We start from the raw sequence: 13,076 nt of genomic DNA, 5'->3' as shown, positions 1-13,076 counted from the left end.
ATGAAATTCTTCACCAAAGACAATCACGCTCAACTGACCCGTCGCCAGCTGCTTAAGGCCGGCGGCATGCTGATGGTCGGCTCCGTGGCAGGCGGCCATCTGCTGATGGCCCAGACCGCCCCCGAGGCGGCTGCCAAGGGCGCTTTCCCCATTCCTTCGGCCAAGCTGGTGGATAGCTTCATCGCGATTGGCGCCGACGGCTCCGTCACGGCCTACAACGGCCACGTGGACCTGGGCACGGGCGTGCGCACGGCTCTGGGCCAGTTGGTGGCCGACGAGCTGTATGTGGACTTTGCCGCCGTGACCATGGTGCTGGGCCACACCGCCCGCACCCCGGATCTGGGCCCCACCATTGCCAGCAACACCATCCAGGTATCGTCCCTGCCCATGCGCCATGCCGCAGCGCAGGTGCGCCAGCTGCTGATCAAGCTGGCCAGCGAAAAGTCCGGTGTTCCCGCTGACCGCATCACCACCCAGAAAGGCTTTGTCATCGCCGGCGGTAAGCGCTACGGCTATGGCGAACTGGTCCAGGGCCAGGATCTGCAGATCGAGGTCGACGACAAGATCGAGCTGCGCAAGTCCGGCTTCGAGTACATCGGCAAATCGGTTCAACGCGTGGACATCCCCAACAAGGTGCTGGGCGCGCTGACCTATATCCACGACCTGCGCGTGCCCGGCATGCTGCACGGCCGCGTGATCCGTCCTCCCTACACCGGCGCCGATGCCACGGCTCCGCTGGGCTCCAGCCTGGTGTCAGTGGACGAGAAGTCCATCGCCCATCTGCCCGGCATCGTCAAGGTCGTGGTCAAGGGCGACTTCGTGGGCGTGGTGGCCGAGCGTGAAGAGCAGGCCATCGCTGCCATGCGCCAGCTCAAGGTCACCTGGAAGGAATGGAGCGGCCTGCCCGATATGTCGCTGAGCGGCCTGCACCAGACTCTGGTGGACCACGCCAAGACCGACCGCGTGCTGCAGGAAGACGAAGGTGCGCTGCAGGCCGTCGAGCAGGTCAAGACTGCGCTGACCCGCGACTATGTCTGGCCCTATCACGCTCACGGCTCCATCGGCCCGTCCTGTGCGATTGCCGAAGTGGGCAACGGCCAGATCCAGGTCTGGACCGGCTCGCAAAACCCTCACGACGTGTGCAAGGACATTGCCAAGCTCATGGACGTGAATGCCGACAACATCAACGTCACCCGCCTCGAAGCCTCTGGCTGCTACGGCCGCAACTGCGCGGACGACGTCTGCTCGGATGCGGTGCTGATGTCGGCCGCCGTGGGCAAGCCCGTGCGCGTGCAGCTGATGCGTGAGCAGGAAGCCGGCTGGGAGCCCAAGGGCACGGGCCAGCTGATTCGCGTGCGCGGCGGCCTGGACGAGCAAAACAATGTGGCCGCCTACGAGCTGCGCACCTGCTACCCCTCGAACAACGCCTCGGCGCTGGCCCTGATCCTCACGGGCAAGGTGTCCGCCAAGATCGAGGCTCAGCAAATGGGCGACCGCACGGCCATCCCGCAGTACGAGTACCCCAAGATGCGCGTGATCTCCCAGGACGCCGTGCCCATCGTGCGCGCCTCGTGGATGCGCGGCGTCTCCGCCCTGCCCAATGTGTTCGCCCATGAGTCCTGGATCGACGAATGCGCCTACCTGGCCAAGGCCGACCCCATCGAGTACCGCCTGCGCTACCTCAAGGACCCGCGCGCCGTGGCGCTGATTGCCGAGGCCAAGAAGCAGTGCAACTGGCAGGAAGGCCCGGCCCGCCGCAATGCGGCACCTGAAGATCAACGCCTGGTCAAGGGTCGCGGCTTTGCCTATGCCCGCTACTTCCACAGCAAGTTCCCCGGCTACGGTGCGGCCTGGGCGACCTGGGTGGTCGACGTGACCGTGGACCGCGAAACCGGCGAAGTCAAGGTCGACAAGGTCTTTGTCGCCCAGGACACCGGCGCCATGGTCAACCCCGCAGGCGTGCGTCATCAGGTGCACGGCAACGTGGTGCAGTCCACCAGCCGCGTGCTCAAGGAATTCGTCACCTTCGACAAGAGCGGCGTCACCTCCGTGGAATGGGGCGGCTACCCCATCCTGCGCTTTGACGAGCTGCCCGAGATCGACTCGCTGCTGGTCGAGCGCCCCAACGAGGCCCCCATGGGCGCCGGCGAATCGGCGTCCGTGCCCAGCGCGGCCGCCGTGGCCAACGCCATCTTTGACGCCACCGGCGTGCGCCTGCTGGAAGTGCCGTTCACGCCCAGCCGCGTGCTGGCCGCGCTCAAGGCTGCCAAGAGCGGCGCCGCCTCGTCCAAGTGACTCCACCGATAAAGAACATAGATATGCGAACGTTCCAAAAGATTCTGGCGGGCAGTGCGGCTGTAGTGGTCGTGCTGGCTGCCGCCGGCCTGGCACTCACCCATCAGGGCGAGATTGCGCCCCAGTCAGCCATTCCCGCTGCCGACTTCACGCCCCAGCAGATTGCCAAGGGCAAGCTGCTGGCCGCCATGGGCGACTGCGCCGTCTGCCACACTGCGCCCAACGGCAAGACCAACGCAGGCGGTCTGGCCATGCCCAGCCCCTTCGGCACCATCTACACCAGCAACATCACGCCCGATCTGCAGACCGGCATCGGCAGCTGGAGCTATGAAGCCTTCGAGCGCGCCATGCGCCACGGCGTGGACCGCGAAGGCCAGTACCTCTACCCCGCCTTCCCCTACACGGCCTTCAGCCGCGTGACGGACGAGGACATGAAGGCCTTGTACGCCTTTCTGATGAGCGAGCCTGCCGTGGAGAACGAAGCGCCCAAGACCGCGCTGAACTTCCCCTACAACGTGCGCCGCGGCATTGCGGCCTGGAACTGGCTCTACCTCAAGCCCGGCGTAGTGAAGGACGATGAAAAGCAGGCTCCCGAGTGGAATCGCGGCGCCTATCTGGTCGAAGGCCTGGGTCACTGCAGTGCCTGCCACACACCGCGCAACAGCCTGGCCGCTGAAAAAACGGGTGAATTCCACCTGAGCGGCGGCAGCGCCGAAGGCTGGGATGCGCCCGCCCTGACGGACAAGACGGCCTCGCCCCTGCCCTGGACCAAGCAGGATCTGGTCGACTATATGAAGACCGGCTTCTCGGCCCGTCACAGTGTGGCAGCCGGCCCCATGGCTCCCGTGGCCCACGGCCTGTCGCAGCAAAGCGATGCCGACCTCGACGCCATTGCCACCTATCTGATGAGCTACCGCAAGGCCGACGCCGCCCCCGGCGATGCCAAGGCACTCATCGAAGAGAAGACCGCCAAGCCCAAGCTGGCACTCGATGCCGAAGGCTACCGTCTGTACCAGGGCGCCTGCATGGCCTGTCACAAGGCAGACCCTTCGGGCAGCAGCTTCGGCGTGCGTCCCCAGCTGGCCCTGAGCACCAGCCTGCACTCCGCATCGCCCGACAACGCCATCATGGCCGTGCTCGAAGGCGTGCAGCATCCGGCCCATGCCGACCTGGGCACCATGCCGGCCTTCCGCCATGCGCTCAGCGATGCACAGATCGCCACCCTGCTCAACACCATGCGTGCCCAGTACGGCGTGGACGAGTGGAAGGACCTGGCCGCCAAGGTAGGCCAGTTGCGCAAGCAGACCCAGGCGCATTGACAGCAGGCGCTGCCAAAGCGCTGCACAGCTCTGCACAAGCCGGCCTTCCCTGTCCTTCAGGCCTCGGAAGGCCTTTTTGCGCGTGATCATTTACGGGTAGCGTCGCTACCCGGTGCCCGCCTGATGCTTCAAAATTGCAGCGAGCGAGAGAAACAGAGAAAGCAAGCAATGGACAATATTGACGTCTTGGTACTCAAGGCATTGCGTGACTGGCGCTCGGCCGGTCAGCACGCCTTGCTGGCCACCGTGGTGCGCACCTGGGGCTCGTCCCCGCGCCCCGTGGGCTCCATGATGGCCTTGCGCGAGGACGGTCGCGCCATTGGCTCGGTATCGGGCGGCTGCATCGAAGACGATTTGATAGCTCGCCACACCAAGGCCCTGAACCAAAACCTGGGCATTCCCGACGGCTCGCCGCAACTGGTGCGTTACGGCGTGAGCGCCGACGAGGCCCACCGCTTCGGCCTGCCCTGCGGCGGCACGCTGGAGCTGCTGCTGGAATTCAACCCCGATGCGGCCAGCCTGCAGCAACTGGTGGCCGAGCTTGAAGCAGGATCACTGGTGAAACGCAGTGTCGACTGCAGCAGCGGCGAAGTCCGCCTGCAGACGGCCGAGCACCCCGACGCGCTGGAGTTTGACGGCCAGCAACTCGTCAACCACCTCGGCCCCGGCTACCGCATGCTGCTGATCGGTGCAGGGGCCCTGGCCGAATACCTGGCCACCATGGCCTTGTTCAACGGCTTCACGGTCACCGTCTGCGACCCGCGCGAGGAATATATGGGCAGTTGGTCGGTGGCCCAGGTCAACACCGTCACCGACATGCCGGACGATGCGGTCACAGCCTTCAAGCCCGATGCGCGCAGCTGCATCGTCGCCCTCACCCATGACCCCAAGCTCGACGACCTGGCCCTGCTCGAAGCCCTGCACAGCCCGGCCTTCTATGTGGGCGCCATCGGCTCGCGCCGCAACAACCACGCAAGGCGCGAGCGCATGATGGAACACTTTGGCGAGACCGAAGCCTCGCTGGCCAGACTGCGCGGTCCCATCGGTCTCTATATCGGCAGCAAGACTCCGGCAGAGATCGCGGTGAGCGTAATGGCCGAGATTCTGGCCGTGAAAAACGCCGTGCCGCTGCCGCAGGCCATGTCGGTGGAGGTGGCCAAACACGAGCATGACATCGCCATGAACGAGGCCAGCACGCATTGCGCCATTCCGGAAATCCTCCAGCCGGGCTCGGCGCGCTGATATCCGGCGACTCAGGCCCGTAGCGCAAAATCCACGGCCGCTGCAGCATGCAAGGCCGTGGTGTCCAGCACCGGCAACACGCTGTCTTCGCTCTTGATGAGCAAGCCGATTTCCGTGCATCCCAGCACCACGGCCTGCGCGCCACGGGCCGCCAATGACTCGATGGCACGCTGATAGAGCTTGCGCGACACATCGCTGATCTGCCCCGCGCAAAGCTCCTCATAGATGATGCGATGCACCTGCGCGCGCTCGGCTTCGCCTGGCACCAGCACCTTCAGGCCGAACTGCTGCTCCAGCCTCTCGCGCATGAACGGCTGCTCCATGGTGAAGCGCGTACCCAGCAGCCCCAGCACCTGCACACCGGCTGCGCGCGCGGCCGCACCGACCGGGTCGGCTATGTGCAAAAACGGGATCGACACGGCTGCTGCCACCCGATCCGCCACCTTGTGCATGGTGTTGGTGCAAAGCAGCACACAGTCGGCGCCACCGGCTTGCAGACGCCGGGCGGCATCGGCCAGCAACGCTGCCGCATCGTCCCAGCGGCCTTCATGCTGGGCCTGCTCGACAGGGCCGAAGTCCACGCTGTACATCAGCAGCCTGGCCGAGCGCAACGCGCCCAGACGCTCCCTGACACCCTGGTTGATCAGGCGGTAATACTCGGCGCTGGATTCCCAGCTCATGCCGCCGATCAGGCCTATGACGCGATGCGGCCCGGTGCTTGTTTGCAGGTCTTGATTCATGAGCAGCAGTGTGAGGCCGGCCGACCGCCATCGTCTATCATGAAATTTCAGCAAGCCATGAAGACCCACCTGATTCAGCCTTCTACAACCGATGCGCCAGCGGTGCAGATCCATTTGCTAGGCCGCGCGCCCTACAGCAGCCGCGACCCGGTGCGCATGCATGCGCTGGGCATTGCGCTGCAAAGACAGCAAGGCGTGCACGCCATTGCCTCCGACAGGCGCGAGGACTTCGATACCTGGCCCGGCACCCTGAGCTATACGCCGCCAGGCGTCGAAGTATTTTCCGAGTCGGCCACCGGCGGCGAATATCTGGTGCTGCGCTATGCCGCCCATGAGGCTGACGCTCCCGGGCCATCGCAGCGCATCTCGCAACATGGCCAGCGCTCGGCCTTGCAGATGGCACTGCATCTGCGCCTGCTGCTGCTCAGCCCCTGTCCGGACGCTCTGGCCATCGAGCAGGCTGCGCTGCGCTTCATGGCCTGCCAGGAGGGCAGCGCCTGCGGGGCCGACGCACGCCCCGGCGCCGGCTATGCGCGCGTGCTGGACCGCATTGCCGCCGAGTTCGAGCGGTCGCTGAGCATTGCCGATCTGTCCGCCATGGTGGGCACCAGCCCCTTGCGCTTTCTGCGTGAGTTCACACGGCTCACGGGCATGACGCCGCATGCCTGGATCATGGAGACCCGGCTGCAGGCGGCCCGCACCATGATTCAAGGCTCTGATCAGCCCCTTCCGCAAATTGCACTGGACTGCGGCTTCAACCACCAGTCGCATATGGGCCATGTGTTTCGCAAACACCTGGGCCTGACGCCAGGCCAGTACCGGGAACATCACGGTCTGAAGCACGCAGGCTGCCCCTGAATCGCAGGCCTCTGGGCCTATGGTTCACATACGGTTTCATTGCCGGACACACAAAGTGCGGCCTGCGGCCCGCACCTCGCTTCAAGCAGCATTCAGGCGGCGTACCATTGCCGCCTGAATGACGACCGCCAAGAAAAAGAAAACGCCTGCGCGCAAGCGCGGCAAAGCTTCCAGGACTGCTGGCAACAGCCTCTCCCGCATCAGGCGCTTTGCCCTGTCTGCGGGTGCTGCGGCACTGGCCAGCTTCCAGATCGCCAGTTGCAGCTTCAATCCCAGCGTCTCCGCCGAGAGACTGCTGGGCCAGGCGCTGGCAGCCCTGCATATTCCCGCACTCGATGCGCTCGGCCAGACCCTGCAGGCCTTTCGCAAGAACGGCTGGCCGGATCTGGATGATCTGCGTTCCGGTTCCGGTTCCGGCGCCCACACGCCCAGCGTGGGCGGCAAGGTGGACAAGGCCGATGTCACGGCCACAGCCCTGCCCACGCACTTTGCCCGCTGCCCCCAGTTCTTTCCCGGCGGCAAGGCTCCGGCCCTGCAGCTTCAACCCCGTGAGCGCGAGCTGTGCTTTTCGGGTTTTGCCGTGCTGCACAACGGCAGCACCAAGACCCCTGTGTTTGTGGCCGAGCGCCTGAATCGCCAGATGCTGCAGCAGGCCCAGGGCTTGCAGCGCAGCGACAAGTTCTATGCCGACGCCCGCCTGCCGCGCGCCGAGCGCTCCGAGCTCGACGACTACAAGCGCTCCGGGTTCTCACGCGGCCATATGGCCCCGGCGGCCGACATGAGCACGCCCGAGGCCATGGCCCAGAGCTTCAGCCTCGCGAATATGGTGCCGCAGAACCAGGTACACAACGCGGGCGCCTGGAGCCAGGTGGAACAGGCCACGCGCAAATATGCGCTGCGCGCCCGGGGCGATGTCTTTGTCTTCACCGGCCCTGTCTTCAACAAGAACGCCGCCACCATCGGTGAGAGCAAGGTGGCGGTGCCCGACTACCTCTTCAAGCTGGTCTATGACGCCAGCACCGGCAAGAGCTGGGTGTACTGGCAGGCCAACAGTGCGGATACGCGGATGAGTGCGCCCATCAGTTATGAGGAGTTCACTCGGAGGACGGGGATGCCGTTGTTGGCGGGGGTGATGCGGGGTCACGGTTAGCCTTCTGGCGTGGACCAGGAGGCCGTCTTTGCCCCTGCCGGGTGGTTGTTTTTTGAAGCCGGGTCTCGGCCCGGCGGCCGACCTACCTTCTTTTGCTTCGCTAAAAGAACGTAGGCCAAGAAAAGGCGACCCGAATGTCCGCGACCCTCCGCTTCGCTGCGGGCAACTTGCCTCGTGGCGGTTACGAGGATGGGGAGAAGAGAAGCGCGCTGCTGGCGCTGCGGCTCAGAGAGTTGCCGTGCGCCGGTCCAGAACCTTGTCTATCAGGCCCCACTCGCGGGCCTCTTTGGCGGTCATGAAGCGGTCGCGGTCCAGGTCACGTTCCACCTCCTGGTAGCTGCGCCCGCAGTGCTGGGCGTACAGGCGCGTCACGCGGTCCTTGGTGCGCAGCATTTCCTCGGCATGAATACGGATGTCCGAGGCCTGCCCCTGCACGCCGCCCAGCGGCTGGTGCACGTGCAGGCTGGCGTTGGGCATGGCCATGCGGTGGCCGGGCTCGCCGGCCATCAGCAGGAAGGAGCCCATCGACCGCGCCGTGCCCATGCACAGCGTGTGCACGGGCGACTTGATGAACTGCATGGTGTCGTACATGGCCAGGCCGCTGGTGATCACGCCGCCCGGCGAGTTGATGTAGAGGTGTATGGGCTTGTCGGGGTTCTCCGCCTCCAGGAACAGCAACTGCGCGCAGACCAAGGCAGAGACCGCATCGTTCACCTCGCCGTTCAAAAAGATCACGCGGTCGCGCAGCAGGCGCGAGTAGATGTCGAAGGACCGCTCTCCGCGCGCCGACTGTTCGACAACCATGGGGACGAGCATCATCGATTCGCGCATGGGCGAACTCCTGTGTGTGATGGTGAAAAAAAAGAACCGCAGCCCTGCGCCGCACGCCCCGTTGCCAGGGCAGCGCCTCAGGTCGCGTACATCAGGAAGCCGCCATCATTGGCCACCTCCCTGGCGGGCTGCGCCCGCGCATCGGTCAGCACATGGACGATGCGCAGCAGCGTACCGCCGTCGGCAGCGGGGCTAATCTTCAGGTCCACCGTGCTTTCCAGAAAGGGCGGCTCGGCCTCGCGCAGCCGCAGGCTCAACGCCTGCGGCGGCACCTCGCTCAACGGCTCGGCATGCTCGGTGCCCGGCAGCCACTGCGCGCGCAACTCGGGAATGCTCAGCGCGCGCCAGACCTTCTCGGGCGAGGCGTCCAGCGCGTACTCCTGCACCAGTTCGCAGGCCGCATCGTCGTTGTCCATATCATTCATTGGTCCATGTCCTTGAGCAGGCCCTTGAGGGCATCCACACGCTGCGGCCAGTAGGCGCGGTACTTCGCCAGCCAGCCCGCAATCAGCGCCAGCCCTTCGGGATCGACCTCGTAATGCACGAAGCGCCCCTGGCGCTGCTCGCTCACCAGCCCCGCATTGCGCAGCACGGCCAGATGCTGGGACATGGCCGACTGGCTGATCTCCTTGCCCTCGCGCAGTGCGCTGGCATGCATGCTGCCAGCGGCCAGCTTCTCGAAGATGGAGCGGCGCGTGGGGTCGGCCAGGGCCTTGAAGATGTCGTTTTCGGGCATGGCGACACTTTAGCAATCACTTATCTAAAACGCAAACATTCCATGGATAAGGTGCCTGCCGACCCGCTTTGGCATAGACCGCACCCTGTGCCGGACGTGGGTACCTCCAAAAACTTGCCCTGTGCCGTACACGCCCATGCCAAAGTGAACATTTCTGGATGAACTCCATTGAACTGATCGATGACAGTGCCTACGTGGCACTGAAAAATGCCACGTTCTCAACTTCATTGGAGACTCTATGACCAAGTCATCCGTTCGCCGTAGTGCCCCTGCGCCCGGCAGCCAACCCGACCCCCGTTACCCAGACGGCGATTTCCCGTATTCAAAGCGCTGTTGCAATCAAGACCGGAGGTAGCGTGCCCAAGGGCTCGTATGTTGATCGAATGCAACAAGCCATCGCAAAAAAGCAGAAATGGAATTCCTGACACATCCATCAAGGAGAGCGACCATGCCCAGCAAAGCCGACAACGACAACCATGCAAATAAATGCAATCCCAACAATGATGAGTACTGGCACTCGCGCGGAGAGGATCAGCGCCCAGATGACTGGGAAGATCTCATCGCTCAGAAAAATCATGAGAGTTGACTGAGCATCCAGGCCGACCACTCGATGATCTCCGTCTTCTTGTGGCTTGGTCGAATCGAATCCTGACTTCCGCAGAACCAGACCCACAACGGCGGCGTCTGGAGCAAGGTCGAGCAGGACACGCGCCGCTACGCCCAGCGCGCCAAGAATGATGTCTACGTCTTCACCGGCCCGGTGTTCGACGGGCAGCCGCTCACCATCGGGCCGGGCAAGGTCCATGTGCCCTGCCACATCTTCAAGCTGGTCTATGACGCCAGCACCGGCAAGAGCTGGGAGTACTGGCAGGCCAATAGTGCCGACACCCGCATGGGCCCGCCCATCAGCTACGAGGAGTTCACGCGCCGCACCGGCATGCCGCTGCTGTCGGCCGTGCATCTACCGCAAGCATAAAAATGAGCTGAATACGTAATTCATTCAATGATTTCAATGACATTCAATATTGAAATCATTGAATGACATGCGCAGAAAGCTCACTTTTAGATAGCTGCACAGTTCCGCAAAGACTGCGGGACTCAGGCCGGCTCGCCCGCCAGCCGACGCACCACCTCGGACAGCACCTGGGCCTTCTGGCGGGTGCGCTCATTGGCCATGCCCGTGAAGCCACGCTTGGTGGCCGTGTGGTGCAGCGTGTGGCCGACCTGCCGGCGGTACAGCGCACGTGCCCGATCGCGCATGGCGCGGGCGCGCTGCAGCTGCAGGCGGCGCTGGGCCGGGCTCAGCCTGACCAGCGCCGTATCGGACTGGGAAAGATCGTAGAGCTCACGCTCATTGGTGGCGAGAAGTTCATGCGCGGAATGGATGGCACGTCCCATGGCTTGCTCCTGTCATCAAATGCAATGAAAAAGCACCTTGAATGCATGCACATCCAAGATGCTTCGGTGAGTACAGAACAGCACTCTAGGACAGATTCCGGCTCCAGCCCCCAATACCGCACCCATGCAAGCGGTATTGGGTGGTGCGGCGAAGCGATGGGCCTTCCGCCAGCCTCTGCAGACGGCGCGCGCCTCTGGCTTACCTGACAGCGGACTCTGCTGCGGCCGCTGCCGGTGCGGTGACCGCTGGCGCGCTGGCCGCCGCCGGGACATGCTGCCAGCTGACAGGCAGCACGGCGTCCAGCCAGTGCATGCGCCAGGCCAGCAGCGCGGCGGCTGCCATCAGTGCCAGCACACACAGGCTGTTGCGCAGGCCATGGCTGTCCGCGTAAGGGTCGGCAATATTGCGCCTGGCGTTGACCGGTACCTTGGCCGTCTGCGACAGGCTGCGGCCCAGGCCCAGATTGATGTTCATGCGGCCATTGATGGCCCAGCCGCTGGCATCCAGAATCGGTCCCAGGCTGCGCTGACGCAGCTTGAGCCAGGCAATCAGCATGCTGGGACCGGAGATGGCCAGGATAAGACCCAGTATGGCTACCGGAATCCACGGCCCCAGTTCGATGAACTTGCCGAAGATGCCAACGATCACGGCGCTCAGCGAGCCCAGCGCCACACCGATGGCGGCCACCGTCCCCACATCGGTCTTGCGCGCTGGAGCAGGTGCCTGGGCCAAGTCCTTGGGCGCCGTCACCAGCTTGGTCGCGTTGTCGCTGAGGCTGGTATTGACCACATCGTTCTTGGCTGCGGCATGCTTGGCGACCTGCTCCTCGATCATGCGCAGGAACTTCTTGTAGGGCGAGAAAAAGGCCTGGCCGATGCTGGTCGGGTTGTCGATGAGCTTGACGATGGTGGCATCCCAGTCATTGCCCGCACGGTCGTAGAAGACGCCGTTGCGCCCCACGAACAGAAAGTCCACATCGCCTGCCGTGAAGGCCGCGACGATCGTCTTTTTCTGCTCCTCGCGCTTGCATTCGCAGTAGGCCAGATAGGTTTTGGCCATGGCGGCCAGCGTGGAGTGGGCTGCCGCATCGGCAACCTCCACGGTCAGATCGCAGCTGCGGCCGTCCAGGAACAAGGTACCGGCCTGGAAGGCCGCGCCTTCGCGGCGATAGAAGCGGGAGAAGGAGACAAAGTTGTTGAGCAGCTCCAGCAGATCGCGCTGCAGGCGGATCAGCTTCTCCAGAGCCATGGCCTGCACGGCATGCTCTTTTTCGGCATCGTCATGGTCCAGCAACTGCATCACTGCGTCTTTCAACCCGCTGGACAGCAGTTGCTGAATTTCGGCCTCGCCCACTGCGCCCAGCGGCGTTGCCGGGCACTCCGACAACCATTGCTGGCAATGGGCCAGCATGGTCTTGAGCTGATCCCACTGCACCTCGGTCAGCGCCGTCAACGCTTCGCCGAACACGGGTTGCACGGCCTGCTCGCGCAAGGTCTGCAAGGCAGCAGCCCAGGCGGGGTTGACGCCATTCACCAGCGGCAGGCTGCGCTCACCGGTCACTGCGGCCAGCGGCAGCGCGGCCAGAGACTCCGATGCATTGCTGAGCACCTGCGCCCCCAAAGCGGCATAGCCTTCTTCCGTCGGGTTGAGCGGTGCACGTGCATTGGCATCGAACTCCACCAGGCGCGTGCGGGCAAAAAAGTCATCGACTTTGGCCTGCACTGCGTTCACGGCCTCCGCAGCCGCCAGCGCCAGTGCACGCGGCTGCAGATTGCAACCCAGCTCTGCCGCCTGGGCAAACCAGGTCTGCAGGGCTTGCACGTCCTCCCAGAAGGCCTCGGCCTTGCTGCGATCGATGCCTGGAACGCCATCGCTGCCGTCCACCGCGCCGTAAAGCTCCTGAATGCGGGCAATCAGACCAGCCAGGGCCTCGTCGCCTTCGGCCGTGGCTGCACTGACGACGCCGTCGCCATTGAAACGCAGGGCCTGCAGCGAAGCCATGCGCTCCTGCACCTGGGCCAGCGTGATGGCCTGGGCATCGGGCAGGCCCGCGAGCTCCAGCACGCGTCTGGCCTCTGCCAGCAACAGCGCGCCTTCCTCCGTCGCATCGTTGATGCTGTTCAGTTGCAGCACATCGCCGCCATCGGCCAGAACCTGCGGATCACGCACTCTTGCCACGGCCCATTCACAGGCGGCCACCAGCTCCGGAGGGCGAATACGGCCGTCCTTGCTCTCGTCAATCAAATCCAGCGTTGCGCTGTCGAACTCGATACCTCGCGTGGGACAGGCCAGAGCCACCCACAGCTTCTGATCCAGCTCACCAATATGGGCAATGTCCTGGCCCGTGCGAATCACCACCTGGTCCACCTCGCCGGCGCGGAAAAACTGCCACTCGTACTGCTTCTGCATGAAACTACCAACTCCCAGGCAAGGATTGCCCTTGTCAAAGCACATTGCAACCAATGGCTGCCTGCACTATCCGCTATCAAAAGCGAGGAGTTTAAAA

The 13,076-nt window shown here is 64.1% G+C and carries 11 protein-coding genes and 1 pseudogene; 6 read left to right on the top strand and 6 right to left on the bottom strand.

The genetic code is table 11. From position 1 onward, the window contains the following. The 3 genes from V8Z78_RS18080 (at position 1) to V8Z78_RS18070 (ending at position 4,856) form a co-directional block, all read left to right on the top strand. Positions 1-2,295, top strand: a complete 2,295-nt coding sequence (locus V8Z78_RS18080; protein ID WP_349731859.1) for a xanthine dehydrogenase family protein molybdopterin-binding subunit — start codon at positions 1-3, stop codon at positions 2,293-2,295. Positions 2,296-2,318: 23 nt separating this feature from the next. Beyond that, positions 2,319-3,614: a c-type cytochrome gene (locus tag V8Z78_RS18075; protein WP_349731858.1), complete on the top strand. Its 1,296-nt coding sequence runs from the start codon at positions 2,319-2,321 to the stop codon at positions 3,612-3,614. 168 nt (positions 3,615-3,782) lie between these two features. Next, positions 3,783-4,856, top strand: coding sequence for an XdhC family protein (locus V8Z78_RS18070; protein WP_279089896.1), 1,074 nt, complete (start codon positions 3,783-3,785; stop codon positions 4,854-4,856). An 11-nt stretch (positions 4,857-4,867) separates the two neighbouring features. On the opposite strand, the gene V8Z78_RS18065 is transcribed toward V8Z78_RS18070, so the two are convergent. Continuing rightward, positions 4,868-5,596 (bottom strand): aspartate/glutamate racemase family protein, encoded by a 729-nt coding sequence (locus tag V8Z78_RS18065; RefSeq protein WP_034361486.1) that lies wholly within the window; start codon positions 5,594-5,596, stop codon positions 4,868-4,870. Between the two features lie 57 nt (positions 5,597-5,653). Here V8Z78_RS18065 and V8Z78_RS18060 point away from each other — a divergent pair, with 57 nt between their 5' ends. Together V8Z78_RS18060 and V8Z78_RS18055 are read left to right on the top strand one after the other, a co-directional pair. Then, positions 5,654-6,454 carry an AraC family transcriptional regulator gene (locus V8Z78_RS18060; protein ID WP_314352845.1) on the top strand — a complete coding sequence of 267 codons (801 nt, stop codon included), beginning with the start codon at positions 5,654-5,656 and terminating at the stop codon, positions 6,452-6,454. Positions 6,455-6,572: 118 nt separating this feature from the next. After that, positions 6,573-7,604 carry a DNA/RNA non-specific endonuclease gene (locus tag V8Z78_RS18055; protein WP_057093257.1) on the top strand — a complete coding sequence of 344 codons (1,032 nt, stop codon included), beginning with the start codon at positions 6,573-6,575 and terminating at the stop codon, positions 7,602-7,604. Positions 7,605-7,829: 225 nt separating this feature from the next. On the opposite strand, the gene V8Z78_RS18050 is transcribed toward V8Z78_RS18055, so the two are convergent. From V8Z78_RS18050 to V8Z78_RS18040, 3 genes are all read right to left on the bottom strand, one after another. Then, on the bottom strand, positions 7,830-8,435 hold the full coding sequence (locus tag V8Z78_RS18050) for an ATP-dependent Clp protease proteolytic subunit (RefSeq protein ID WP_057093260.1): 606 nt from the start codon (positions 8,433-8,435) through the stop codon (positions 7,830-7,832). A 77-nt stretch (positions 8,436-8,512) separates the two neighbouring features. Then, positions 8,513-8,860 (bottom strand): SRPBCC family protein, encoded by a 348-nt coding sequence (locus tag V8Z78_RS18045; RefSeq protein WP_003062661.1) that lies wholly within the window; start codon positions 8,858-8,860, stop codon positions 8,513-8,515. After that, positions 8,857-9,171 (bottom strand): ArsR/SmtB family transcription factor, encoded by a 315-nt coding sequence (locus tag V8Z78_RS18040; protein WP_003052112.1) that lies wholly within the window; start codon positions 9,169-9,171, stop codon positions 8,857-8,859. Before V8Z78_RS18040 ends, V8Z78_RS18045 begins: the two co-directional genes overlap by 4 nt. 652 nt (positions 9,172-9,823) lie before the next feature. Here V8Z78_RS18040 and V8Z78_RS18035 point away from each other — a divergent pair. After that, positions 9,824-10,147 (top strand): annotated as a pseudogene (locus V8Z78_RS18035) (DNA/RNA non-specific endonuclease); the annotation flags it as partial. 122 nt (positions 10,148-10,269) lie between these two features. On the opposite strand, the gene V8Z78_RS18030 reads toward V8Z78_RS18035, so the two are convergent. Next, positions 10,270-10,569 carry a hypothetical protein gene (locus tag V8Z78_RS18030; protein ID WP_003062668.1) on the bottom strand — a complete coding sequence of 100 codons (300 nt, stop codon included), beginning with the start codon at positions 10,567-10,569 and terminating at the stop codon, positions 10,270-10,272. A gap of 199 nt (positions 10,570-10,768) precedes the next feature. Then, complete coding sequence (locus V8Z78_RS18025) at positions 10,769-12,979, bottom strand: hypothetical protein (RefSeq protein ID WP_349731857.1); 2,211 nt, start codon at positions 12,977-12,979, stop codon at positions 10,769-10,771. Positions 12,980-13,076 lie beyond the last annotated feature (97 nt).

It is taken from the genome of Comamonas sp. wu1-DMT (assembly GCF_040187805.1).
Classification (GTDB): Bacteria; Pseudomonadota; Gammaproteobacteria; order Burkholderiales; family Burkholderiaceae_C; genus Comamonas; species Comamonas thiooxydans.
The sequence above is the reverse complement of the archived record's forward strand: the minus strand, read 5'-3'. Positions and strand labels throughout refer to the sequence as shown.

Coding starts and splice junctions, on each gene's coding strand:
- V8Z78_RS18080 (WP_349731859.1), top strand. CDS start 1: ATGAAATTCTTCACCAAAGACAATCACGCTCAACTGACCCGTCGCCAG.
- V8Z78_RS18075 (WP_349731858.1), top strand. CDS start 2,319: ATGCGAACGTTCCAAAAGATTCTGGCGGGCAGTGCGGCTGTAGTGGTC.
- V8Z78_RS18070 (WP_279089896.1), top strand. CDS start 3,783: ATGGACAATATTGACGTCTTGGTACTCAAGGCATTGCGTGACTGGCGC.
- V8Z78_RS18065 (WP_034361486.1), bottom strand. CDS start 5,596: ATGAATCAAGACCTGCAAACAAGCACCGGGCCGCATCGCGTCATAGGC.
- V8Z78_RS18060 (WP_314352845.1), top strand. CDS start 5,654: ATGAAGACCCACCTGATTCAGCCTTCTACAACCGATGCGCCAGCGGTG.
- V8Z78_RS18055 (WP_057093257.1), top strand. CDS start 6,573: ATGACGACCGCCAAGAAAAAGAAAACGCCTGCGCGCAAGCGCGGCAAA.
- V8Z78_RS18050 (WP_057093260.1), bottom strand. CDS start 8,435: ATGCGCGAATCGATGATGCTCGTCCCCATGGTTGTCGAACAGTCGGCG.
- V8Z78_RS18045 (WP_003062661.1), bottom strand. CDS start 8,860: ATGAATGATATGGACAACGACGATGCGGCCTGCGAACTGGTGCAGGAG.
- V8Z78_RS18040 (WP_003052112.1), bottom strand. CDS start 9,171: ATGCCCGAAAACGACATCTTCAAGGCCCTGGCCGACCCCACGCGCCGC.
- V8Z78_RS18030 (WP_003062668.1), bottom strand. CDS start 10,569: ATGGGACGTGCCATCCATTCCGCGCATGAACTTCTCGCCACCAATGAG.
- V8Z78_RS18025 (WP_349731857.1), bottom strand. CDS start 12,979: ATGCAGAAGCAGTACGAGTGGCAGTTTTTCCGCGCCGGCGAGGTGGAC.